General features: G+C 42.9%; 25 protein-coding genes. 18 read left to right on the top strand and 7 right to left on the bottom strand.

Annotated elements, in window-relative coordinates:
- Positions 1-23: 23 nt before the first annotated feature.
- Entirely contained in the window at positions 24-1,760 is a 1,737-nt protein-coding gene (gene ade, locus ACZ5AE_RS05015; RefSeq protein WP_464570048.1) for an adenine deaminase, read from the bottom strand.
- Between the two features lie 602 nt (positions 1,761-2,362).
- On the opposite strand from ade, the gene ACZ5AE_RS05020 reads away from it, so the two are divergent.
- The 13 genes from ACZ5AE_RS05020 to modA all read left to right on the top strand — a co-directional run bounded on the left by ACZ5AE_RS05020 (position 2,363) and on the right by modA (position 11,527).
- Positions 2,363-2,647 (top strand): hypothetical protein, encoded by a 285-nt coding sequence (locus ACZ5AE_RS05020; protein WP_464570050.1) that lies wholly within the window; start codon positions 2,363-2,365, stop codon positions 2,645-2,647.
- A 314-nt stretch (positions 2,648-2,961) separates the two neighbouring features.
- Entirely contained in the window at positions 2,962-3,264 is a 303-nt protein-coding gene (locus ACZ5AE_RS05025) for an urease subunit gamma (protein WP_464570052.1), read from the top strand.
- A 34-nt stretch (positions 3,265-3,298) separates the two neighbouring features.
- Positions 3,299-3,628, top strand: a complete 330-nt coding sequence (locus ACZ5AE_RS05030) for an urease subunit beta (RefSeq protein WP_464573546.1) — start codon at positions 3,299-3,301, stop codon at positions 3,626-3,628.
- Complete coding sequence (gene ureC, locus ACZ5AE_RS05035) at positions 3,625-5,337, top strand: urease subunit alpha (protein WP_464570053.1); 1,713 nt, start codon at positions 3,625-3,627, stop codon at positions 5,335-5,337. The genes ACZ5AE_RS05030 and ureC overlap by 4 nt, the downstream gene beginning before the upstream one ends.
- Positions 5,338-5,348: 11 nt before the next feature.
- Positions 5,349-5,795 (top strand): urease accessory protein UreE, encoded by a 447-nt coding sequence (ureE, locus tag ACZ5AE_RS05040; protein WP_464570054.1) that lies wholly within the window; start codon positions 5,349-5,351, stop codon positions 5,793-5,795.
- Positions 5,788-6,474, top strand: a complete 687-nt coding sequence (locus ACZ5AE_RS05045) for an urease accessory protein UreF (protein ID WP_464570056.1) — start codon at positions 5,788-5,790, stop codon at positions 6,472-6,474. The genes ureE and ACZ5AE_RS05045 overlap by 8 nt, the downstream gene beginning before the upstream one ends.
- 25 nt (positions 6,475-6,499) lie before the next feature.
- Positions 6,500-7,111, top strand: a complete 612-nt coding sequence (gene ureG / locus ACZ5AE_RS05050; RefSeq protein WP_464570058.1) for an urease accessory protein UreG — start codon at positions 6,500-6,502, stop codon at positions 7,109-7,111.
- A complete protein-coding gene (locus ACZ5AE_RS05055) occupies positions 7,112-7,930 on the top strand; it encodes an urease accessory protein UreD (RefSeq protein WP_464570060.1) in 819 nt (272 codons plus the stop codon).
- A 247-nt stretch (positions 7,931-8,177) separates the two neighbouring features.
- Positions 8,178-9,110, top strand: a complete 933-nt coding sequence (locus ACZ5AE_RS05060) for a dipeptidase (protein ID WP_464570062.1) — start codon at positions 8,178-8,180, stop codon at positions 9,108-9,110.
- A complete protein-coding gene (locus tag ACZ5AE_RS05065; RefSeq protein WP_464573547.1) occupies positions 9,110-10,141 on the top strand; it encodes a DmpA family aminopeptidase in 1,032 nt (343 codons plus the stop codon). Before ACZ5AE_RS05060 ends, ACZ5AE_RS05065 begins: the two co-directional genes overlap by 1 nt.
- 2 nt (positions 10,142-10,143) lie before the next feature.
- On the top strand, positions 10,144-10,374 hold the full coding sequence (locus tag ACZ5AE_RS05070; RefSeq protein WP_464570064.1) for an excisionase family DNA-binding protein: 231 nt from the start codon (positions 10,144-10,146) through the stop codon (positions 10,372-10,374).
- Entirely contained in the window at positions 10,374-10,745 is a 372-nt protein-coding gene (locus ACZ5AE_RS05075; protein ID WP_464570066.1) for a DUF488 domain-containing protein, read from the top strand. The genes ACZ5AE_RS05070 and ACZ5AE_RS05075 overlap by 1 nt, the downstream gene beginning before the upstream one ends.
- Entirely contained in the window at positions 10,742-11,527 is a 786-nt protein-coding gene (gene modA / locus ACZ5AE_RS05080; RefSeq protein WP_464570068.1) for a molybdate ABC transporter substrate-binding protein, read from the top strand. Before ACZ5AE_RS05075 ends, modA begins: the two co-directional genes overlap by 4 nt.
- Before the next feature lie 40 nt (positions 11,528-11,567).
- Here modA and trhA read toward each other — a convergent pair whose 3' ends face one another.
- Complete coding sequence (gene trhA / locus ACZ5AE_RS05085; protein WP_464570070.1) at positions 11,568-12,215, bottom strand: PAQR family membrane homeostasis protein TrhA; 648 nt, start codon at positions 12,213-12,215, stop codon at positions 11,568-11,570.
- Positions 12,216-12,347: 132 nt separating this feature from the next.
- On the opposite strand from trhA, the gene ACZ5AE_RS05090 reads away from it, so the two are divergent.
- Positions 12,348-12,938: a DUF1836 domain-containing protein gene (locus ACZ5AE_RS05090; RefSeq protein ID WP_464570072.1), complete on the top strand. Its 591-nt coding sequence runs from the start codon at positions 12,348-12,350 to the stop codon at positions 12,936-12,938.
- Positions 12,939-12,951: 13 nt separating this feature from the next.
- Here ACZ5AE_RS05090 and ACZ5AE_RS05095 read toward each other — a convergent pair whose 3' ends face one another.
- Positions 12,952-14,502, bottom strand: coding sequence for a glycosyl hydrolase family 28-related protein (locus tag ACZ5AE_RS05095; protein WP_464570074.1), 1,551 nt, complete (start codon positions 14,500-14,502; stop codon positions 12,952-12,954).
- 160 nt (positions 14,503-14,662) lie between these two features.
- On the opposite strand from ACZ5AE_RS05095, the gene ACZ5AE_RS05100 reads away from it, so the two are divergent.
- Positions 14,663-15,241 carry an RNA polymerase sigma factor gene (locus ACZ5AE_RS05100; protein WP_464570076.1) on the top strand — a complete coding sequence of 193 codons (579 nt, stop codon included), beginning with the start codon at positions 14,663-14,665 and terminating at the stop codon, positions 15,239-15,241.
- Positions 15,231-16,358 carry a DUF4179 domain-containing protein gene (locus tag ACZ5AE_RS05105; protein WP_464570078.1) on the top strand — a complete coding sequence of 376 codons (1,128 nt, stop codon included), beginning with the start codon at positions 15,231-15,233 and terminating at the stop codon, positions 16,356-16,358. Before ACZ5AE_RS05100 ends, ACZ5AE_RS05105 begins: the two co-directional genes overlap by 11 nt.
- Positions 16,359-16,510: 152 nt before the next feature.
- On the opposite strand, the gene ACZ5AE_RS05110 is transcribed toward ACZ5AE_RS05105, so the two are convergent.
- On the bottom strand, positions 16,511-17,242 hold the full coding sequence (locus tag ACZ5AE_RS05110; RefSeq protein WP_464570080.1) for an RDD family protein: 732 nt from the start codon (positions 17,240-17,242) through the stop codon (positions 16,511-16,513).
- 137 nt (positions 17,243-17,379) lie between these two features.
- On the opposite strand from ACZ5AE_RS05110, the gene ACZ5AE_RS05115 reads away from it, so the two are divergent.
- Together ACZ5AE_RS05115 and ACZ5AE_RS05120 are read left to right on the top strand one after the other, a co-directional pair.
- Positions 17,380-17,694, top strand: coding sequence for a DUF3892 domain-containing protein (locus ACZ5AE_RS05115; RefSeq protein WP_464570082.1), 315 nt, complete (start codon positions 17,380-17,382; stop codon positions 17,692-17,694).
- 117 nt (positions 17,695-17,811) lie between these two features.
- Positions 17,812-18,387, top strand: a complete 576-nt coding sequence (locus ACZ5AE_RS05120) for a GNAT family N-acetyltransferase (RefSeq protein ID WP_464570084.1) — start codon at positions 17,812-17,814, stop codon at positions 18,385-18,387.
- Positions 18,388-18,425: 38 nt separating this feature from the next.
- Here ACZ5AE_RS05120 and leuD read toward each other — a convergent pair whose 3' ends face one another.
- The 3 genes from leuD to leuB all read right to left on the bottom strand — a co-directional run bounded on the left by leuD (position 18,426) and on the right by leuB (position 21,814).
- Positions 18,426-19,010, bottom strand: coding sequence for a 3-isopropylmalate dehydratase small subunit (leuD, locus tag ACZ5AE_RS05125; RefSeq protein WP_464570086.1), 585 nt, complete (start codon positions 19,008-19,010; stop codon positions 18,426-18,428).
- A gap of 2 nt (positions 19,011-19,012) precedes the next feature.
- Positions 19,013-20,431: a 3-isopropylmalate dehydratase large subunit gene (gene leuC, locus ACZ5AE_RS05130; RefSeq protein WP_464570088.1), complete on the bottom strand. Its 1,419-nt coding sequence runs from the start codon at positions 20,429-20,431 to the stop codon at positions 19,013-19,015.
- 276 nt (positions 20,432-20,707) lie between these two features.
- On the bottom strand, positions 20,708-21,814 hold the full coding sequence (leuB, locus tag ACZ5AE_RS05135; RefSeq protein WP_464570090.1) for a 3-isopropylmalate dehydrogenase: 1,107 nt from the start codon (positions 21,812-21,814) through the stop codon (positions 20,708-20,710).
- Positions 21,815-21,843 lie beyond the last annotated feature (29 nt).

Here is a 21,843-nt window from a genome sequence, read left to right on the forward strand (position 1 = left end):
GTACTCTAAGACAAAAGCAAACGTTAACCTGCATCTACCGGGATATGCTGAAACTTGGAAACTTGAAACAAGCCTATGTCGGTCAGCTTTAATTCTGGTATGACCGGCAGGGTTAAAAAGGATAGGGTTAAAAACGGGTTGAACTCGTGACTAGCCCCAAGCTGATTAAGGGCAAGATGGATCTCGTTCAGGTTTGCGTAAACCTCTTGATAGGGGCGGTCCGACATTAATCCTGCAATGGAAAGTTTTAATGCGGCGATAGTTTGGCCGTGATGGACAACCACCATCCCGCCTTGCATTTCCTTGATGGTTTTGGCGGCCATCACCATATCATGGTCGTTTGTGCCGGCGATCACAAGATTATGGGAATCATGGGCGATTGTAGTCGCTATGGCACCAGATTTCAGCCCTAGACCTTTGACAATTCCCAAACCGATAAAACCAGTCTGGTGATGGCGTTCAATCACGGCCAATTTTAGCTGGTCTTTATCCAAGGAGCATTGAAAGAAACCAGACCCATTTGTTTCAACCTGTTCAATGATATGTCGTGTCACAAGGCTATTTGGAATGATTTCGATGATGTTCGCCTTATGGGATTGAACCGGAATTTGAAATTCATCCTCGGAAATTTCAAGGAAACGAACGGTTTGGGTTAATGAGCTTGGGATATCCGGCTGGCTGCTTTCTGGAAAGTGAACAAGGGCTCCTTTTTTGACAACAGCCTTCCCATCCTTATAAACATCGGTAATTTTAATCGTTTCAAGATCTTCCAACATAACGAAATCAGCTTTATAACCGGGTGCAATCGCCCCTTTTTCCTCAAGCCCAAAACATTCTGCTGCATTGATTGTTGCCATCTGAATAGCAGTAATGGGGGAGAGGCCAGCTGCAATGGCCAGCCTAATATTGTGATCAATGCTTCCTTCTCGGAGCAAGTCATCAAGATGTTTATCATCTGTGACGAATAAGCAGCGGCGTGCATTTTGCTCATTTACGACGGAAATCAATTGGCATAGATCTTTCGCTACAGTCCCTTCACGAATCATGAGATACATCCCCCGTTTGAGACGTTCCTTTGCTTCTGCTGCATTCGTACACTCGTGATCGGTTCTGATGCCGGCAGCCATGTACACATTTAAGTCATTTGGGGATAGACCTGCAGCATGGCCATCAATTTTTTTCCCAAAGGCTTTGGAAGTTGCAATTTTTTCGAGCATATCCTTGTCACCATTAAGAACTGCAGGAAAATTCATGACTTCAGCCAGTCCTAGAACTTTTGGGTGCTGAAAAAAAGGTTTTAAATGTTCTGCTTTTAACACAGCACCTGAATGTTCGAACTCAGTCGCAGGGACACAGGAAGGGAGCATAAAGTAAACATCGAACGGAAGGTTATCAGAGGCATCAAGCATATATTGAATTCCGTCGGCGCCCAAAACGTTGGCAATTTCATGTGGATCTGTGATGACAGTCGTTACACCATGCTGGAGAAGAACTTTGGCAAATTCAGAAGGTGTGACAATGGATGATTCGATATGGACATGACCATCGATGAAGGCTGGCGTTAAATAAGCCCCCTTCGCATCAATCACCTGTTTCCCCTCATATCTTCCGATGCCCGCAAAGTATCCATCTGCTATCGCAATATCTCCATCGATAATTTCTCCGTTGAAAACATCAATAATTTTGGCATTTTTAATGACTGTATCCGCAAGCTCTTTTTTAGAGGCAACTGAGATTCTTCTTGCCAAATGTCTATCCATACGCACCATCCTTTTTTGTTTTGATTCATTAAAATCACATCATATTAAAAGAGATATCCATAAGGACTATTTTAGAACATTTATATAGGTCATATAATCTTTCCTTCTTAGTGTTCTATTAGTGTACGTGAATTTTTATAAAGATGTTATGCATATCGGCTCAATTGAATATTCACATTTAACTTGATTTACATTATTCGATATCTTCCTCATAATTCCTTGTTTATTGTAAGGTTATCTGCTAAAAAACTTCTTGACGTACCATGAGATTACTCCCCAAAAACGCCAATAATTGAAAGAAACATTGCTAGTATCCTAGTTTGTCTATGAATGTATATATCAAATATTTTTATGTTAGATTTTATAACATAAATGTGGATGGTATATCATCTTTTCGGTAATATGGGTTAAACAGTGGTGGCAGAGACTGTAACATTGTGCCCATGATTTCATCTCTTAACCATCCATTGAGGCCTAAAACTTAGAGATATTACAGGGCTGTTTTTAGGAGATATTGAGGGGGCAAGTAGAAATCTGCCAAGCGGGTATGTTGCTGCCGAGCAAATAAGAGATATCGCCATACCGTTTTTCATGAGGAAACCTTGCCGTCAATCCAAAACCTCATCTACCGAATTGGTCGAAGGATTCTCGAACGTTTTCCGCAATTGGTGCAGGTCCGTTTTGAATCCAATAACCGAACATGGGAAACGTTTCTCGATAAAATTCCTGCCTCGCAGGAAGGGAAAGTGTTTACAGAACCCCGTCCACCGTTTGGGTTGCAATGTTTTTCAATGACCCGAGATGATCTGGAACCCAGAAGGGAAATCCCGGCAATGACAGGAAAAATTACAACCCACGTACTGGATATAAGCGGTGGAAAAACCTAGAGTTTATGAAAAAAGGGGTACATGTAGATGTATCCCACATTTTTTTTATGAGCATTTCAAGGTGATTTTAGAAAAAGAATGGAACAAATCGTTAAAGTAGAACTGATATCAATCAAAGATGTTATATTTTATAACGCAGTTAAAAATAGATTGAGATTAAATTGATGAAAATAAGTTAAAAAAACAAATTTATTCCACTTTTATCTAAATGGTGTTAAAATAACTGACATAAGATGTTAGAAATTGAGGTTTGTAATGCTGGTAATTTGGAATTGTTACAAAAATAAATGTTAAATCGAAGGAAGGAAAGCTAATTGAAACTGACTCAACGCGAACAAGAAAAATTGTTGATTGTTGTGGCCGCAGACTTGGCGAGGAGGAGAAAAGAACGAAGATTAAAATTAAACTACCCTGAAGCCGTTGCCCTCATAACCTATGAAATTATGGAAGGGGCAAGAGACGGAAAATCGGTTGCTGAGCTAATTAGCGAGGGGACAAAAATATTGTCCACTGAGGATGTGATGGAAGGGATACCGGAAATGATTCGCGAGATTCAAGTGGAAGCCACCTTTCCTGATGGAACAAAGCTGGTGACTGTTCATGAACCCATTAGATAGATTGAGAAATTAATAGGTAAGGTGGGATAGTATGATGATACCCGGTGAGTATCGATTGAGGCAGGACCCGATTGTCTGTAACCAGGGAAGGACCGCTTCAAAAATAATGGTAATGAATCGAGGGGACCGCCCGATTCAAGTAGGATCCCATTTTCATTTTTATGAGGTGAATGGGGCGTTGGAATTTATAAGGAGCGAAGCTTATGGAAGGCATTTAAATATCCCTGCGGGGACAGCCGTCCGTTTTGAACCGGGCGATGCAAAAGAGGTAGAACTGGTTCCATTCGCCGGCAAGAGGGAAGTCTATGGGTTAAATAATAAAACGGACGGTGTTTTGGACGAAGAAAAGGAGGCCGAATCATGAGCTTTCGGATGTCGAGAAAGCAATATGCGGACATGTTTGGTCCGACAACGGGGGATGCCATCCGGCTGGCAGACACCGATTTGTTTATTGAAATTGAGAATGATTTAACCGTTTATGGGGATGAAGTAAAATTTGGCGGCGGAAAAGTGATCCGTGACGGGATGGGGCAGCATCCTCTGATTACCCGGGAGGATGGTGCGATGGATACCGTTATTACGAATGCTGTTATTGTGGATTACACAGGGATTTACAAGGCAGATATCGGCATTCGTGACGGACGGATTTCCGGAATTGGCAAAAGCGGAAATCCGTTATTGATGGATGGAGTCGATATTGTTATTGGCGCGGCAACCGAAATTATTGCAGGAGAAGGAATGATTGTCACGGCTGGTGGCATTGATGCCCATATTCATTTCATTTGTCCTCAGCAAATCGAAACTGCCCTTTCCTCCGGCATCACCACTATGATTGGAGGCGGCACAGGTCCCGCAACCGGAACGAATGCAACCACCTGTACGCCAGGGGAATGGAATATTTATCGGATGCTGGAAGCGGCTGAAGAATTTCCGATGAATCTCGGGTTCTTAGGAAAAGGCAATGCATCAGCTGAAGCTCCGTTAATCGAACAAATAAAAGCGGGGGTCATTGGGCTGAAGCTTCATGAAGACTGGGGAACGACAGCATCAGCAATTGACCATTGTCTTCGGGTGGCGGACCAATATGACGTTCAAGTGGCTATCCATACCGACACATTAAATGAAGGCGGTTTTGTGGAGGATACCTTGGCAGCCATAAATGGACGGGTAATTCATACCTACCATACCGAAGGAGCTGGAGGGGGGCATGCCCCTGATATCATTAAAGTGGCCAGCTATCCCTTTATTCTGCCTTCCTCTACCAATCCAACCCGCCCCTTTACAAAGAATACATTGGATGAACATCTTGATATGTTGATGGTCTGCCACCATTTGGACCCAGAAGTGCCTGAGGATATTGCCTTTGCTGATTCGAGAATCCGTAAAGAAACGATTGCGGCCGAGGATATTCTTCATGACATGGGGGTCTTCAGCATGATTAGCTCGGATTCACAGGCCATGGGCCGGGTGGGTGAGGTCATTACCCGTACCTGGCAGACAGCGGATAAGATGAGAAAGCAAAGAGGCAAGCTGCCGGGAGATACAGGATTGGGCGACAACTTCCGGGTAAAGCGGTACATAGCCAAATATACGATTAATCCGGCGATCACACATGGCATTGCGGAGGAGGTAGGTTCAGTGGAAGTTAGAAAAATGGCCGACCTGGTCATTTGGGATCCGGCCTTTTTCGGAGTTAAACCCGAAATGGTCATTAAAGGCGGCATGATTGCGCACAGCCTAATGGGGGACCCCAATGCTTCCATCCCTACTCCACAGCCCGTTCTCTACCGCTCGATGTTTGCATCATTTGGGAAAGCCAAATTCTCCACGTCGATTACTTTCTTATCAAAAGCGGCTATCGAGCTTGGAGTCCATGAAAAATTAGGATTAAAAAAACTTATTAGACCAGCCCATGGAATCCGCAAGATTTCTAAAAAAGACATGAAACTGAATGGGGAAATGCCTAAGATTGAAGTGGACCCGCAAACCTATGAAGTGTTGGTGGATGGCAAGCTGGTGACCTGCGATCCAATGGAGGTTCTGCCAATGGCACAGCGTTATTTCTTATTTTAGGAGGTTGTCAAATGATTATCGAACAAATCGTCGGAAATATCGAAGAAATTCCTCTCTCGAGTCGTCATATCGAACGAGTGTATTTATCCAGTGATGAATTGGTGAAGAGGATCCAGCGCGTGACAACGGATCATGGAAAGGAGATGGGAATCCGCTTAAGGGAACCAAGGGACTTAACGGATGGGGACATATTGCACATGGATGACCGCAATATGATTGTAGTCAGTGTCAAAAGTGATGACTTGCTCGTTCTCCGACCTATATCCGTGCAGCAAATGGGGGAAATCGCCCATCAATTGGGTAACCGGCACCTGCCTGCCCAATTTGAGGGAGAAGAAATGCTTGTCCAATATGACTATCTTGTTGAGGAATTGCTGGTGCAATTAGGGGTTCCTTATGCAAGGGAAGAACGAAAAGTGAAAAAGGCCTTTCGCCATATTGGCCATCACCATGAATAACCATTTATTGACCTTGTTGCAATTGGGAGATTCCAACTTTCCGTCAGGGGCGTTTTCTCATTCATTTGGGCTGGAAACCTATATTCAAGAGGGGGCCGTCCATGATAAGGAAACTTTTTTTACCTGGCTGCGAATTTATTTGGAAAAGCAATTGGCGAATACGGATGGGCTGGCTTTCCGGATGACCTTTGACGCCTTAAGTAGAAATCGGGTGAAGGGCATTTGGACTTTGGACCAAAAGCTGTTTGTCCAGGCTCTTCCGGAAGAAGCCCGGCAGGCAAACAGAAGAATCGGAGAAAGACTGATCAGAATGGGGATTGACTTATATACCATCCCTTTGCTGAATGAATATCTAACAAAGATTCGTAACCGTGAAGCGTTTGGCCATCCGGCTATTGTTTTTTCGATCATCTGTCATCATTTAAATATAGAAAGTGAAGAAGGGCTATTAACCTATTTATACTCGACAATGGGAACCCTTGTTCAAAATGGGGTCCGTGGAATTCCACTTGGCCAGACGGCCGGACAAAAGCTTCTTTTGGAGCTTAACTCTTATTTAACAAGCACTCTAGAACGGATTATATCAATGGATCCGGATGATTTTGGAGCAGCTGCACCGGGAATTGAAATCTCACAAATGCGGCATGAAAGGCTTCATGTCAGATTGTTTATTTCATAGATTTCTAGGAAAGAAGGGAAAAACAATGGAACCAATAAGAATTGGAATTGGCGGACCGGTTGGAGCTGGTAAAACCCTGCTCGTTGAAAGATTAAGCAGATATATGAATGATGAATTCAAGATAGCCGTTGTGACCAATGATATTTACACAAAAGAGGATGCGCAATTTTTAATGAAAAACAGCGTCCTGCCTGCCGACCGGATTATTGGGGTAGAAACAGGGGGCTGTCCTCATACCGCTATTCGGGAAGACGCCTCGATGAATTTTGCGGCGATCGATGAATTAAAGGAAAAACACCCAGATTTAACAATTATTTTTGTGGAGAGTGGCGGTGATAACCTGGCAGCTACCTTTAGTCCGGAGCTCGTCGATTTTTCCATTTATATCATTGATGTGGCCCAAGGGGAAAAAATACCACGCAAAGGTGGGCAAGGAATGATCAAGTCGGATTTGTTTATCATCAATAAAACCGACTTGGCGCCATATGTCGGTGCCAGCCTGGAAGTAATGGAGGCTGACACGAGAGTGGCCCGCGGCAATAAGCCTTTTATTTTTACGAACTTAAAAACGGATTCAGGTCTCGATAATGTGATTGACTGGATTAAAAAAAATGCGTTACTGGCAGGCCTGGCATAAGTGACTGCCCGTACAGGATATTTAAGACTAATAGGTGAAAGGAAAGGGGAGAAAACCATCTTAAAAGACTCCTATTCTGAGGGCGCATTTAAAGTGACAAGACCCCTCTACCTGACACCGGGCGGCGAGGCTTATCTGTATATTATGAACCCCGGAGGAGGTTACCTTGACGGTGACACGTACAAGGTTGATATGGATTTAGAAGAAGATGCACAGGCGGTGGTGACTACCCAATCTTCTACGAAGATTTATAAAACTAGAACCCTTCCTGCTTTTCAGGAAATGGAGATTAATTTGAGAAAAGGCAGTGTTTTGGAATATCTGCCCGATCCGGTGATTGCCTACCAGAACGCATGTTACAAGCAGCGTATGATTGTGCAGATGGAACAAGGTGCCTCACTGATTTGTACCGATATTTTCACTCCGGGCTGGGCCCCGGATGGGACATTATTCCGGTATGACTTGCTACAATCGAGGATGGAGGTTTATTTGGAAGGCCGCATAATTTTGTTTGACCATCTAAAACTGGAGCCGGATAAAGACCTCAAAAGAATTGGATATATGGAGGGGTTTACCCATTTTGGAACAATGATTGTCATACATGAAAAGGTGAATCAGGAGCTTTTAGAAGAACTCCATGAGCTTCTCAATCTTTGTGGTGAGCTTAGAATCGGCTTTTCAATGCTTGCGGTTCCTGGCTTTGCTCTAAGGATATTAGGGAATGCAACCCAAGAAATAGAAAAGGCCCTAAGTTTATGTCACGAAATCCTTCGTAATAGATTATTGGGTAAAGAGCCTATTTTTCTAAGAAAATATTAATCTGTACACATAATCGGCAGGTTCAGCTAACCCTGCTGATTTTTTTATAAAAAAATGTATAAGGATAGGGATTTTTAGTTTATAGGGAGATAATGGCTTTTATGAGATAAATTGGGGGAACCATATGGAAAACTATTTGCTCCCGAAAATAAAGCGGTTTGCAGGAAATAGAATATAAACTATTCAAGTTCTAGGTATAACTCCTAACTTTTATGATACAATTTTTTAAAAAAAGGAGTCGGCCAGAATGAATATCATCGACCTGCATTGTGATGCGTTACTAAAACTTTCTGAGGGTAAAGGCAAGCTAAGATTTACCGATGCCCCGCAATTAGAAACAAACAAATTCCGCCTGCAGCAGGGCAAAATCAAGGCTCAGTGCTTTGCGATCTTTATTGAACCGGACATCCCATCCGATCAAAAATTCCAGGCAGCGTTGGAGCAAGTCGATTATTTTTATAAGGAAGTCTTGGGAGAAAATCCCGACATGGTACATATAAAGAATTGGGCTGACTTTGACCAGCTCAAAATTGGCCAAATTGGTGCAATGCTGACGCTTGAAGGTGTAGACGCAATTGGCAACGACCTTATGAAGTTGCGTACATTGTTCCGATTAGGTGTCCGGTCTGTCGGCCTTACCTGGAATAACGCCAATTTGGCGGCTGACGGTGCCGGCGAGCCGCGCGGGGCGGGGCTCACATTATTTGGGAAGGAAATCGTGCAATTAAACAATGAACATCAAGCCCTCACAGATGTTTCACATTTGTGCGAAAAAGCATTCTGGGATGTCATGGAACTCGCAGATTATCCGATTGCGAGCCACTCCAACGCCAAATCCCTTTGTAACCACCCACGAAATTTAACTGATGAGCAAGCTGGGGCAATGTTCCAAAAGGGCGGACTGATCCATGTCGTTTATAATCCGCCATTTATCAATGAATCTGGGGATGCACACATTAGTGACCTCATCAAGCATATTGATCATTTCTGCTCCCTCGGCGGTGTAAAACAAATCGGCTTAGGATCGGATTTTGATGGAATATCACAATTTATCATTGATTTAGAGAATGCCGCTAAGTCGCAAAACCTGATCAATGAACTTTTAAAACATTACAGTGAAGAAGAGGTTAGGGGCTTTGCCTCACAAAACTTCCTTGACCACCGGCCAGGGGTGGTATGATGAAAGCTCGCGATTTAGGAATCACAATCGGCAGGCTTGAAGCAGGGGAAAAAAACTGTATTACTGATGTCGGGGGCGTTTTGGTAGGCCAGGTAACTCTTGACTTTCCCTTAGATGAGACTGGAAACAACTATGCCTGTACAGGGGTAACTGCCATTTTACCGCATAAAGGTAATGTATTTAAAGAAAAGGTGACCGCGGCAAGTTACGTTCTGAACGGCTTTGGAAAAACAACTGGGCTGGTTCAGGTCAATGAATTAGGAGTTCTTGAGTCACCGATTATGTTAACAAATACCTTCGGGGTCCCGGCAGTGACACAAGGGACACTTGAATATATGCTGGAGGAGAATCCTGAAATTGGCGATTCGACGGGAACCATTAATATAGTGGTTGGGGAATGTAATGATAGTTATTTAAACTCTATTCGGTTATTCCCGGTTAAACCTGAACATGCCATTGAAGCTATAAAAAAGGCCTCTGAACAACGTGCGGAGGAAGGGGCCGTTGGTGCTGGAAAAGGGATGGTTTGCTTTGGTTATAAGGGCGGGATTGGTTCATCGTCCCGAATCGCCCAAGAATATACAGTGGGATGTATGGTTCTAAGTAATTTCGGAAGGAAAGAAGATTTTCGAGGCTTTCAATACCTTCCCTCAGGTGGTCTATCTGAGACAGCTGACGGTTCCATTATTATCGTTTTAGCAACTGATGCTCCTTTAAGCGACCGGCAGCTCCTGCGTGTGGCAAAACGCTGCGGGATAGGGCTTGGACGGACAGGAAGCCATTTCAGCCATGGCAGCGGTGATATTGTGATTGCTTTTTCAACCGCTCATAAAATTGCTCATTTCTCGGATGAAATCACGGAAACTCGGGCCCAGCTTCGTGAAGATCATCCAATAATGAATCAGCTGTTTTCTGCTGCAGCTGAAGCGGCAGAGGAAGCGATTTTAAATTCCTTGACCCAGGCAGTCAGCACAAAAGGTCGGGATGGCCGTGTTGTCGAATCATTTTCGTTTCAGAAAGAAGGGATTTAACTATGTATCTTTCAATCAAAGAAACAGCAGAGTTTTTATCCATTTCAGAAGCTGACGTTAAAAAGCTCATTCAGCAGAAAAAAATCCGCACGCTTTTTGACGGCAGTGATTACCTAATCAACAAAGAGCAATTCAACACCCATTTAAAACAAATGGAAAAATACAAACAGCTTGTAGAAGAAATCTTAAGTGAGCCCATACCTGAAGACTTGGATGTAAAGGATGAGGATTAATGCTGAGCATTTTATTAAAGCGAGTTTATGAGCCTTACGATGAATCGGATGGGTGCCGGATTTTGGTGGACCGGCTCTGGCCGAGGGGGATTTCGAAGGATGCGGCAAGGCTTGATCATTGGTATAAAGAGATCGCACCAAGCCCGGATCTTAGAAAGTGGTTTTGCCACAAACCGGAGCTGTTTGACGAGTTCCGCAGCCGTTATATACAAGAACTCCGTACTGATGAAGTGAAACTTCAATTAATTAGTCAAATGATCGAGATGGCAGAGTCCCAAAACATTACGCTCTTATACGGCGCGAAGGACACGGTCTATAACCATGCGGTGGTTTTGTATGAGGAGTTAATGGGGAGAGGGGACATCGGGTGAAAAAAATATTTTTCACAGCACTGCTGTTAGTATTTGTCCTATCCGGATGTTCTTCCAATAATCAAGCCAATAAAGTGGACAAGAAAGATGCGAAAGTGGAATTAACCATTTCCGCCGCAGCGAGCCTACAGGATGCCTTGAATGATATTAAAGGAAGCTTTGAAAAAGCCCATCCAAATGTAAAAGTTAATTATAACTTCGGGGCTTCGGGGGCGCTGCAGCAGCAGATTTCCCAAGGGGCGCCTGTAGATTTGTTCTTTTCGGCTGCAGAGGATAAATTCAATTTATTGGTCCAAAAAGGCGATATTGAAAAGAAAAACAGTGTTAATCTTGTAGGTAATGACCTGGTGTTAGTTGTTCCGAAGGACAATAGGAAAGGCATTAATAAATTTAATGACGTTTCGCGTGCAGAAAACATTTCGGTTGGTACCCCGGAATCGGTGCCTGCCGGAAAATATGCGCAGGAAACATTCGAAGCATTGAATATTTGGAATTCCCTTCAGGGTAAAGTGGTCTACGCAAAAGACGTCCGCCAAGTCCTTACCTATGTTGAAACGGGTAATGTGGATGCGGGAGTTGTCTATAAAACTGATGCATTAACCTCCAAAAGAGTAAAAATAGCGGCAACGGCTGGGGACAACACACATACTCCTATCATCTATCCGGCAGGTGTCATAAAAGAATCGCAACATCCAAAAGAAGCCGAGTTGTTTCTCGAATATCTTCAAAATCAAACATCGATGGACATTTTTAAAAAATACGGATTTAAAAAATTGCATTAAGCATTAAAAGAAGCCTGGAACAATCCAAGCTTCTTTTTTATTAGATGACATATAAAAACACGCACATAAAATGGGCTAAGCTCCCAAGCATAATGAAGACATGGAAAATTTCATGGAAGCCCCAATTTTTAAATTGTAAAAACTTTGGTTTCGCTCCATAAATGACGCCGCCAACGGTATAGAAAATACCGCCGAGTACCAGCAGAAATAATCCGTATGGATTGATGCTGCCTGCCAGCGGCGAAAACACAAAGACCACCATCCAGCCCATCACAATATACAAGGCAGTTGAGATCCAGCGTGGACAGTGAAACCAAACCATTTTAAACACAACGCCGCAGATTGCGACTGCTGCAATAATCGAAAAGAGAACTGCACCTGTTTTTCCATTTAAGCTGATAAAACAAAATGGAGTGTACGTACCGGCAATCATGATAAAAATCATCGAATGATCAAGTTTCCTTAAAAATGCAACCACTTTTTCCCCTGCAATGACCATATGGTAGGTTGCCGAGGCTGAATAAAGAAGAATCATGCTGATGCCAAAAATGATGACAGCAGCAATGGCAAGGGGCGATTGGGAAGTCAGTGAAGCTTTGATTACCATTGCCAACAGTCCGACAAAAGACAGAATCGCACCGGTCAAATGAGTGAGTCCGTTAATGGGCTCTCGAATATACGCATTCATTTTGTAACACTCCCATTTCAACATGTAGTTTTCATAACTACATATAATGATACAAGTGTATGCTTGTCTAGTCAACGTTAATTTCTTTAGGTATAATAAAAAATATTAATGAAGTGAACGGGGATTGCAGTAATGGAAAAAATCAATCAATTCATTGAAGATCTGGGTTTAGAGGCGAATTTATCATTAGAAGATATTCCGGAAATAGATTTGTATATGGACCAGGTCATCCAGCTTTTCGAAAATAAATTCTCGGAATCGAAGCGGAATGTTGAGGAAAAGGTTCTTACGAAAACCATGATTAACAACTATGCCAAAGGGAAGCTTATTTTTCCTATTAAAAATAAAAAATACTCGAAAGAGCATCTCATCCTAATCAGTCTTATCTATCAACTGAAAGGTGCCCTATCCATTAATGACATTAAAACCACCCTTGATGGGATAAACAAAAGAATTATGAAGGAAGATATCGATGTTGATTCTTTCTATAACAGTTATCTTAATCAGGCTGCTAAAAATGTTGCCGATTTTAAAGAGGAAATGACAAGAAGAGGGCTGGAGGTAAAGGAAGAAATCGCGGAAGGGCAAGAGGATAAGTCGCCCTATCTTGAACAGGTCCTGATGATTTCGTCCCTAGTCCATATGAGCAATTTATATCGAAAAGCGGCAGAGAAGCTCGTTGACGGAATTATCGTAGAAAAAGAAGGAAAGCGCCAAAGATAATCTCTGGCGCTTTTTAAATTGGTTCCATGATGGCCATTTTAATATTCTTAACCTCTTTGCCAACAACAACAGGCCTTAAAGCCGAGCCTTTAACTTCTACATTCCGTATTTCAATCGAATCAGCCCGATTTTCGCCGCCGAAAATCTTTATTCCGGCTCCTGCAGTTTTAAAATTTTTAAAAGAAACATTGTTTAGGGCAACATTCCTCGCCCGGTATTGAATCGCAGCGACAGGATTCCCTTGATAGTCATAGTCAGGATCGCCAATAAAAGTTACATGGTTCAGCACCACATTCTTATAGGCGGAAATCACCAAACCACGTGGAGAGGAATCCTTATATAAATCTGAAAAGACAGGTGCAATTGAAGCCAAATTTACTGCCAAAACATTATAGGCAGTCTTCGACTCTAGGTCCGTACTTTTGTGATGGCCGATATGCCGGAAGTTAAAGGAACGGTTATCGTTTAAGGAAATATGCCCAACGATTTGTACGTTAGAGGCGGCCGATGAATTTTGATGGGCTTTTATTTCCACACCTCCAAAGCATCTGGCTGTTGAATTATTGACGAGAAGGACATTCCTCGATCCATCATCCACCTCAATCCCATTCGAGTTCGAAAAACCATTTTGGTGGGCGCGGCCGCTTGGGTCGCACATATGCGAATTTGAGATCCAAATATAATCGCTATGGTGGGTAGTAATGCCATCATCGCCGAAGCCGTGACCGTTTAAATTATCGAGCCAGACATACTTGCTGCCTCCACGGGCACGGAAGCCATCACCAGCATAATTGTACAAGGTAGACGTAATATCAAAGCCATGCAGACCCGGATTGATCGCTTCGACATCCTTTACCCAGCCATACTGGACATTTGCAAACGTCAAGCAGCTGGAGTGATTTCCCCAAGTGCTGGTTTTAGGCGTATCCCCCAGCCTCTCGACGTTCCAATCCAAACTAAGCCCCTGTACGAATAGATGATGGTTGCCGCGCCAATGGCTCAGATTGGTGACCAGCCTCATTCCTTTTGGTGCAGCGCCGTGCATCCGGATGGTCGTAATCCCTTTACCAGCCCCAATAAGGCATGTCCGTGAAGGCAGGCAGATTCCTTTTGTTATGTATACACCTGGGGGGACAATGACTTTCACACGCCCAGTCCCAATCGCTTTTTTAAAAGCTGCGGTGTTATCAGTGACACCGTCTCCGACTGCCCCGAAATCCGCCACATTGACTTCCCTATTTATGGACCCCATAAGCTTAGTAAATTCCTGATCCAATTTATCTTTCCAGTCAGGAATGACATACCCTTCTGAGTCAACGGAAAGTCTTGTTGGTTCCAAGAGATTTGAGGGTATTGCTAAAATTCTAAAGAGCCTTTCTATGATTCTTTGCTTAAAAGGAAAGTTGGGAGTGCCGGGCTCAAGAAGGATATTTTTTTCGAGAAATAGCTGGCAAAGCTGTTCTGACTCGATAAGGACTTGTTTAATGTCCAAGCTGTCGTCAGTAATTTGTGCAAGCAGTTCTTTATTGTTTCGTGGATTATGAGTTTTCTTTAACAATAGCATCTTTGTTCACTCCGAGAATTGAAAGCATGATATAAGTATTATAGTCCTTTTCCCGAAAAAACCACATTTTGGGCTATTAATTTTGAAAAAAGTGAAACCAAACAGGGGCTTGAAAACGACTTAATTATAGAAAGAAAGAAGTGGAAAGGGGGTTCCCAATTTGGATGGGGAACAAAACCTAATGAACCGGATTCGAATGGGGGATGGAGAAGCGTTCAGTTTGCTTGTCGAAGAATTGTTGAACAGCGCTTATAAAACAGCTTTTCTTATTCTCCGTTCCAAAGAATTAGCCGAAGATGCTGTCCAAACGGCATTGGAGGATTGTTATATCAGCATTATGAGAAACAAGGAAATCCGCCAATTTAAGGCATGGTTTTACCGGCTTGTTTATTCACGTTCCATAGATATTTATCGCAAAAATTCCCGGATCCGATATAGCAATATCGAGGAAAATCCTGAGGCGCAAGAGCGAATGAAATCAGCTTCAGCTCAGTATGAAGCCATCCAAAACGAAAATGGCGAAGAACTGCTGCGCCTCATTTTAAACCTACATAAAGAACAAAGCGTTCCAATCCTTCTCCACTATTATGAGGATTTGTCGATAAAGGAAATCAGCCTGATTCTTAATGAAAATATCAATACCATCAAAACGAGGCTGAGCCGGGGGAGAAAAAAGCTCGCTGATATGATCAAAAATGACAGCAGCTATTCAATGGAGGTGAAATCGTATGGAATCTAATCGAGAGAATAGAAATACCATGGATCCGTTGCAAGTGCCTGTATCCCTTGAAAGGTTCACCAAAAATCTTCCGCAAAGATTTAAAGAAGGCCAGTTCGATGAGAACAGGCTCGAGCGTGTTGACAGAGAGTGGGCGTTTTTTCAAAAAAAAATGAAAAAGCAGTGGGGCCCGGGAAAGAAAGTTACAGCTATTATTTCAGCAGCGGCAGCCGTTTTTCTGCTGTTTGTTGGTTCCGGCTTTGTTTCCCCAACCATGGCGAAAATGATGGCGAAAATTCCACCTCTTAGCTCTTTTTATGCACAGTTTGACGGAAATGTATCTGAATACGTTGAAAAGGAACTTAAAAAAGAAGGTTACCCTGTAATAGAGGCTATTGAGCATGTTGGCGGCAAAGAGGAGGGGGTCTATGTATACCTAGATACATCTGATGAAAACATTAAAAAGATGAAGGCCGGGATTGAAAAAACCTCCTATAATATTATCCGTGGTGAAAAATATAGGGGAACAAGGACCGAAGATTACTATGTTAAAGTTAGAAAATATGTGGAGCCATCTGAGAAATGGAAGCAAGAGGAGGAGCGGACTGACAAAGAAACAACCGAGATATTTAACATTGCCGAGTCTGTTCTCAAGGCAAAAGGATATGATTTCAGTAATGGATTTGGTGGAAGTATTAATACGATCGAACTGGAATTCCCAAGTACTGAAAGCAAAGATCGAATTGAGGAGATCAAGAAGGCAGTCGAAGAGGCCCTTAAATCAGCAGGAAAAGAATCGGTTGAGGTTAAACACCGGACGTTTAATCTTGAAAAAAGACAGCAGTATAACCGCTGGGGGAATGCAATAGGGGCCATTGGGACGGAATTGATGACCTACAAAAAGTATAACGTAAAAGGGGTCAGCCATGTCAGCAAAAACGGAGTATTCTATATACACGTGAAAATGACATTACCAAGCAGCGACCCAAAAGCAGAGGAGCAGGCAGATAATCTTTATACGATGATTGATGACTTTATTCACACGGACGAAGTTTGGGAAATGGTAAAAAATGACCCTTACCAAGTCACCATTTCAAGTAAGGATAATAAGACGCTGCTTGAGAAGAAAATGGATTAACAGGACCGGAATCGCTCTGGTCCTTTTTAAGTTCTGAACCTTTTGTGAACCCATGCTGATGCATATGAGTTTTAAAATTATGGAATATATTGGAATTAGTGGAGGGGGATTAGATTTTTTGATTTTACCCATATCGCTAAAAAGTGAAAAGCTTAAATGACGAAGCCAGTTATTAATAATCCAATAGGGATTATGCTGACGAAAAGGATTCTGGCAAAGCTTACCCTTCCGTATAAAACAATGGTTCCAATTTGCTTATCCCAAATGGCATATCCGTGTTTTTTTAAATCTAAAAAGGCGAGACCAAAACAAATAATATTGATGAGGGGCACTCCAAGTCCCATTCCGGCGGCTGTTACGAAAATACTTCGTTTCAGTGCGCTAACAAAATTAATGGGTTCACCCGTAACTGTTTTCATACGAGTGTTTAATAGAGACTTACCGAGCGTATTCCCAAAGACAAAGAGAATGGCGGCCTCTACTAGGATATAAAGTATTAGGCAAATCATGAATACGGTAATGGCTGAGGATTCAACGATATACTTCGGAGAAAAAATAGATACAAAAGCTATAAGGAAAAATGTGAACAGGGCAAGGTCAAAGAACCTGGCTAGAAATCGCACAAATGGCCTTCCGGCAGGATAGGTATCCTTTTTGATTTCCTCCCAAACTAAGGAATAATTTATTGAATCTTGTTCATCGGCAAACTGGAACACTTTAAGGGTTTTAGCCATGCACCAACAATCCATTTGAGGGCACCAAACAAAGCTATCTCCTGTTAGAATCCCTTGTTCAAACAGTTTTTTTAACTCAAACATGCCGACAGGTCCCTGTTGTTGATGGTCACGAATATAAAACCAAACATTATGGTCAAGTATATCCATTTCATCACCCCTCCCCAACTAGGTAAATTATACCATGTTGGCAAAAGGATAATTTTGGAACTTTTTTTGACATTTTTTTAATCAAGGATAATTTTTTTAAAAGGAAAAATACTAACAAATGTTCGGGGGTGAAATGGATGGAACAAAAGGATTTTGAAAATATTTATGAGCAATACAAGCAGCAAGGGGAGCAGCAGGCCCAGGCTGAGGCGGGGGAAACTAATCCTGATGGCAAAGAAGAGTTTGTTGCTGTTAAGAAAAACGATGATGGAGATATCATTGCTTTTAAGACAAACACAGGCAGGGAATTGGATTATCTCCAGGCCTTGGATGAAGCAAAGTCAGGTAGAATCGCCCATATTGATGTTTTTCATAAATACGGGAGAGATATTATTCGCAGTGAACCGGATGGTATTAAAGAAAATAATCTAGACAATTTACCGGAGTTCTAATTTTGTAAGAACTGAGCAGGAGAGTTCCTGCTCAGTTCTTGCGTTTATTGACCCCGGAATAATCCGGTCACAATATGCGGAAAATCAATATATACATTTAATAAAGGAGCCATGTAAATGCATTGGTATGAAAAGTTAAATCAATATTTTCCGGTTGAGGAAATGAAATCGCGGGAGCATATGGAAACGCTGCTTCGAGAGCAATCCGATATTTATCATAAGGATGAGGGGCCTAATCATGTATTGATGTATGCGGAACTAGATAATTTTGTCTTTATCGACTATCTATTCGTTTCAAGCAACGCCCGCGGGCAAGGGCTTGGCCATAAGCTTTTGGAAAAAATGAAGCAAAAGGAGAAGCCAATTATTCTGGAAGTGGAGCCGGTTAATTATAAAGACAGCGATACGGCCAAAAGACTGCGCTTTTATAAACGGGAAGGCTTTGAGCATGCCGAGTCAATCGGTTACGAAAGAAGGTCGTTGGCGACAAATGAAGTAAACAAAATGGAAATCCTCTATTGGGCGCCGCATCATGAATCAGAGGAAATGATTTTTGAAGCTATGAAAAAAACATATAATTTGATTCATACCTATAAGGATGAACATTTTTACGGTGAATCCTACCAGCCAGTTGATGAAGTCCTTTCCTTTAATGAGGAACCGGATAACACGAATATATTAGATAACTTATAGCAATAAAAAGAGAGCTTGGAGACCAAGCCCTCTTTTTATTACTGTCGTGCAAGCTCGTATTCTTTAATCTTATCTTCGTAGGTTAAGGTAACGCCGATTTCATCCCAACCATTTAGGAGCATTTCCTTTGGGTAAGGAGCAATGTCGAAAGTCAATTCAAAACCATCGTTATCATAAACCCTTTGCTCTTCAAGATTTACTGTAAGTGAATAGCCTGCAGTTTCTGCCTTTTTCATAATAGTTTGAACTTGTTCTTCAGTAGCAGCGATGGCAAGGATCCCGTTCTTTACGCAGTTATTTTTAAAAATATCTGCATAACTTGGCGCGATGATTACTTTAAAGCCAAAGTCCTGAACTGACCAAGGGGCATGCTCGCGGGAGGAGCCGCAGCCGAAGTTTTCACCGGCAACCAGGATAGAAGCACCCTTATATTGTGGTTGATTTAATTCGAAATTAGGATTTGGATTACCGTCATCGTCAAAACGCCAGTTATAGAAAAGAAATTGGCCGAAGCCGCTTCGTTCAATGCGCTTTAAAAATTGCTTCGGTATAATTTGGTCTGTATCAATGTTTGAGCGGTTAATTGGACAGACAAGGCCTTGATGAATGCGTAATGGTTCCATTTCTACATAACCTCCTGAGCAGTGAACTTCCGAACATCGACAAAGTGGCCGGCAATTGCTGCTGCTGCTGCCATTTCAGGGCTGACAAGATGTGTGCGGGCACCTTTACCTTGACGTCCTTCAAAGTTCCGGTTGGATGTGGAAGCACAGCGCTCACCAGATGGAATGATATCATCGTTCATTCCGAGACACATACTGCAGCCTGCTTCGCGCCATTCAAAGCCCGCTTCTTTAAAGACTTGATCCAAACCTTCTTTTTCCGCAGCCAGCTTGACGCTGAAGGAACCTGGAACAACAATTGCAGTAACCGAAGAATTTACCTTCTTGCCACGGACGATGTTAGCTGCTTTCCGCAGGTCGCTTAGACGTGAATTGGTACAAGAACCAATGAAGACATGGTCGATTGTTACGTTGGAAATCGGCTGGCCAGCTTCAAGACCCATGTACTCAAGGGCCCGCTGAATTTCGTCTTTATCACTTGGTTTATCTGTGTCTTCCGGGCTTGGCACGTTTGCTGTTACCGGAATACACATTCCAGGGTTGGTTCCCCAAGTTACCTGAGGTTCTACCTCTGAAGCTTCAATTTCAACTACTGTATCGTAAGTGGCCCCTTCATCTGTGGCTAGGGACTTCCAGTCTGCAGCGGCTGCTTCGAAAGCTTCACCCTGCGGAACATGTCTTCTGCCGCGTAAATATTCAATTGTTGTTTCATCTGGAGAGATTAGTCCTGCTCTTGCGCCGCCCTCAATCGACATGTTGCAGACGGTCATGCGCTCTTCCATGGAAAATCCACGGATTGCTTCCCCGGTATACTCAATGACATAGCCAGTTCCAAATTTCACGCCAAATTTACCGATAATCGCAAGGATTAAGTCCTTTGCGGTGACGCCTGTCCCAAGCTTGCCATTAACTTTGACATTCATCGTTTTCGGCGGTGCCTGCCAAAGGGTTTGTGTGGCTAGAACATGCTCGACTTCACTTGTACCGATACCAAAAGCAAGCGCACCGAATGCCCCGTGTGTGGAGGTATGGCTGTCGCCGCAGACGATGGTTTTTCCAGGCTGGGTAAGACCAAGCTCAGGACCGATAACATGGACGATTCCATTATCCGGGTGGTGAAGGTCTGCAAGCGTAATGCCGAATTCCTCACAGTTTTGCTGTAATGTATCGACTTGTTTTTTTGAAATAGGGTCATTGATTACAAGACGCTGGCGGGTTGGGATGTTATGGTCCATTGTTGCATAAGTAAGGTCAGTGCGGCGAACCTTGCGCCCGGTCATGCGTAAGCCCTCAAATGCCTGAGGAGAGGTAACTTCATGAACGAGATGCAAATCAATATAAAGTAAATCCGGCTTTCCTTCTTCTTGATGGACAACATGCCGTTCCCAAATTTTTTGAATGATATTTTTTGGTGTTTGCATAGCTTCCTTCCTCACGTTTATAGATTTTTTGCCAGAAATGGCTGGTAAACTAGGAAAATAAGTTCGAAAATATCTATAGGTTAAAGTAAAAATAAATTATATCATCGGATTTTTGGAATATATCAGCGAATTTATTAATAAGTCTGCGAATCCGCTTTTTGGAATCAATTTACTGTTTAAACGAACAATATAGAGTGCCAATCGGTAAAGGAAATCTTCTTTAAGAACAAACCGCCAGGCCTAATCAGCCCAAGCCTGGCGGTAACGTCCTCAAATTTAATAGTAACAGCTTGCGATACACTTAGATGCGTTCAGTGTACGGATATAGTCGACGATTAATTTGGTCATTTCTTCGGTGCCCACTTTGCGGCCGTTTGGAACCTGCAAGTCAGCAGTATGGTAGCCGGCATCTAGTACAGACTGGACTGCATCTTCGATAATTTTGGCTTCGTCCTCCAGTTCGAAGGAATACCTTAGCATCAAAGCAGCTGATAAAATCATCGCAACCGGGTTGGCTAAGCCTTTTCCGGCAATATCAGGAGCGGAGCCGTGAACTGGTTCATAAAGACCGACGCCAGATTCATTTAAGCTGGCAGAAGGAAGCATACCCAAGGAGCCCGTTAAAACAGATGCTTCATCGCTTAAGATGTCACCAAACATGTTCTCAGTGACAACAACATCGAATGAAGCTGGGTTAGTAATTAGCTTCATTGCTGCGGCATCGACTAACACATGCTCAACAGACACTTCAGGGTACTGTACTTTTTTCTCTTCGACAATTTCACGCCACATCTTGCTGGATTCAAGCACATTCGCCTTGTCGACCGAAGTAAGCTTACCGCGGCGCCCTTCGGCTGCTTGAAAGGCCTTATCTACGATTCTTTCAATCTCGCGGCGGGTATAAGCTAGAGTATCGACAACCGATTCGCCGTTATCACGCCGTTCACTTGGAGTACCAAAGTAAATACCGCCAGTTAATTCACGGACAATAAGGAGGTCGCTTCCAGAAACAATTTCTTCTTTAAGCGGCGAAGCGTGAAGGAGATTTTTGAAGCCTTTGATTGGCCGTAAGTTGGCATATAAATCAAGGGCCTTTCTTATTCCCAGCAGGCCTCGTTCAGGACGCAGGTGGGATGGGTTGTTATCCCATTTCGGACCGCCGACTGCACCTAAAAGAACGGCATCTGCCTGCTTACAGGCATCAACTGTTGTTTCCGGCAGGGGAGTGCCGTATTGGTCAATGGCTGCTCCTCCGATTTCATGGGTTTCAAAGCTAAAAGTATGATTATATTCTTCTGCAATCGCCGTTAAAACTTCCTTCGCGGAATGCATAACCTCCTTGCCGATACCATCACCGGGAAGTAAGACAATTCGTTTTTTCACTAGAAGCAACCTCCTTATTATTTTAAAAA

Source organism: Neobacillus sp. S1227, assembly GCF_055385255.1.

Bases quoted from the DNA above. Each gene is read 5' to 3' on its own strand.
- ACZ5AE_RS05045 (WP_464570056.1), top strand. From the start codon at position 5,788: ATGAATAACCATTTATTGACCTTGTTGCAATTGGGAGATTCCAACTTT.
- ACZ5AE_RS05090 (WP_464570072.1), top strand. From the start codon at position 12,348: ATGGAAAAAATCAATCAATTCATTGAAGATCTGGGTTTAGAGGCGAAT.
- ureG (WP_464570058.1), top strand. From the start codon at position 6,500: ATGGAACCAATAAGAATTGGAATTGGCGGACCGGTTGGAGCTGGTAAA.
- ACZ5AE_RS05095 (WP_464570074.1), bottom strand. From the start codon at position 14,502: ATGCTATTGTTAAAGAAAACTCATAATCCACGAAACAATAAAGAACTG.
- ACZ5AE_RS05070 (WP_464570064.1), top strand. From the start codon at position 10,144: ATGTATCTTTCAATCAAAGAAACAGCAGAGTTTTTATCCATTTCAGAA.
- trhA (WP_464570070.1), bottom strand. From the start codon at position 12,215: ATGAATGCGTATATTCGAGAGCCCATTAACGGACTCACTCATTTGACC.
- ureE (WP_464570054.1), top strand. From the start codon at position 5,349: ATGATTATCGAACAAATCGTCGGAAATATCGAAGAAATTCCTCTCTCG.
- ACZ5AE_RS05105 (WP_464570078.1), top strand. From the start codon at position 15,231: ATGGAATCTAATCGAGAGAATAGAAATACCATGGATCCGTTGCAAGTG.
- ACZ5AE_RS05030 (WP_464573546.1), top strand. From the start codon at position 3,299: ATGATACCCGGTGAGTATCGATTGAGGCAGGACCCGATTGTCTGTAAC.
- leuC (WP_464570088.1), bottom strand. From the start codon at position 20,431: ATGCAAACACCAAAAAATATCATTCAAAAAATTTGGGAACGGCATGTT.
- ACZ5AE_RS05120 (WP_464570084.1), top strand. From the start codon at position 17,812: ATGCATTGGTATGAAAAGTTAAATCAATATTTTCCGGTTGAGGAAATG.
- ACZ5AE_RS05110 (WP_464570080.1), bottom strand. From the start codon at position 17,242: ATGGATATACTTGACCATAATGTTTGGTTTTATATTCGTGACCATCAA.
- ACZ5AE_RS05060 (WP_464570062.1), top strand. From the start codon at position 8,178: ATGAATATCATCGACCTGCATTGTGATGCGTTACTAAAACTTTCTGAG.
- leuD (WP_464570086.1), bottom strand. From the start codon at position 19,010: ATGGAACCATTACGCATTCATCAAGGCCTTGTCTGTCCAATTAACCGC.
- ACZ5AE_RS05065 (WP_464573547.1), top strand. From the start codon at position 9,110: ATGAAAGCTCGCGATTTAGGAATCACAATCGGCAGGCTTGAAGCAGGG.
- ade (WP_464570048.1), bottom strand. From the start codon at position 1,760: ATGGATAGACATTTGGCAAGAAGAATCTCAGTTGCCTCTAAAAAAGAG.
- ACZ5AE_RS05115 (WP_464570082.1), top strand. From the start codon at position 17,380: ATGGAACAAAAGGATTTTGAAAATATTTATGAGCAATACAAGCAGCAA.
- ureC (WP_464570053.1), top strand. From the start codon at position 3,625: ATGAGCTTTCGGATGTCGAGAAAGCAATATGCGGACATGTTTGGTCCG.
- ACZ5AE_RS05075 (WP_464570066.1), top strand. From the start codon at position 10,374: ATGCTGAGCATTTTATTAAAGCGAGTTTATGAGCCTTACGATGAATCG.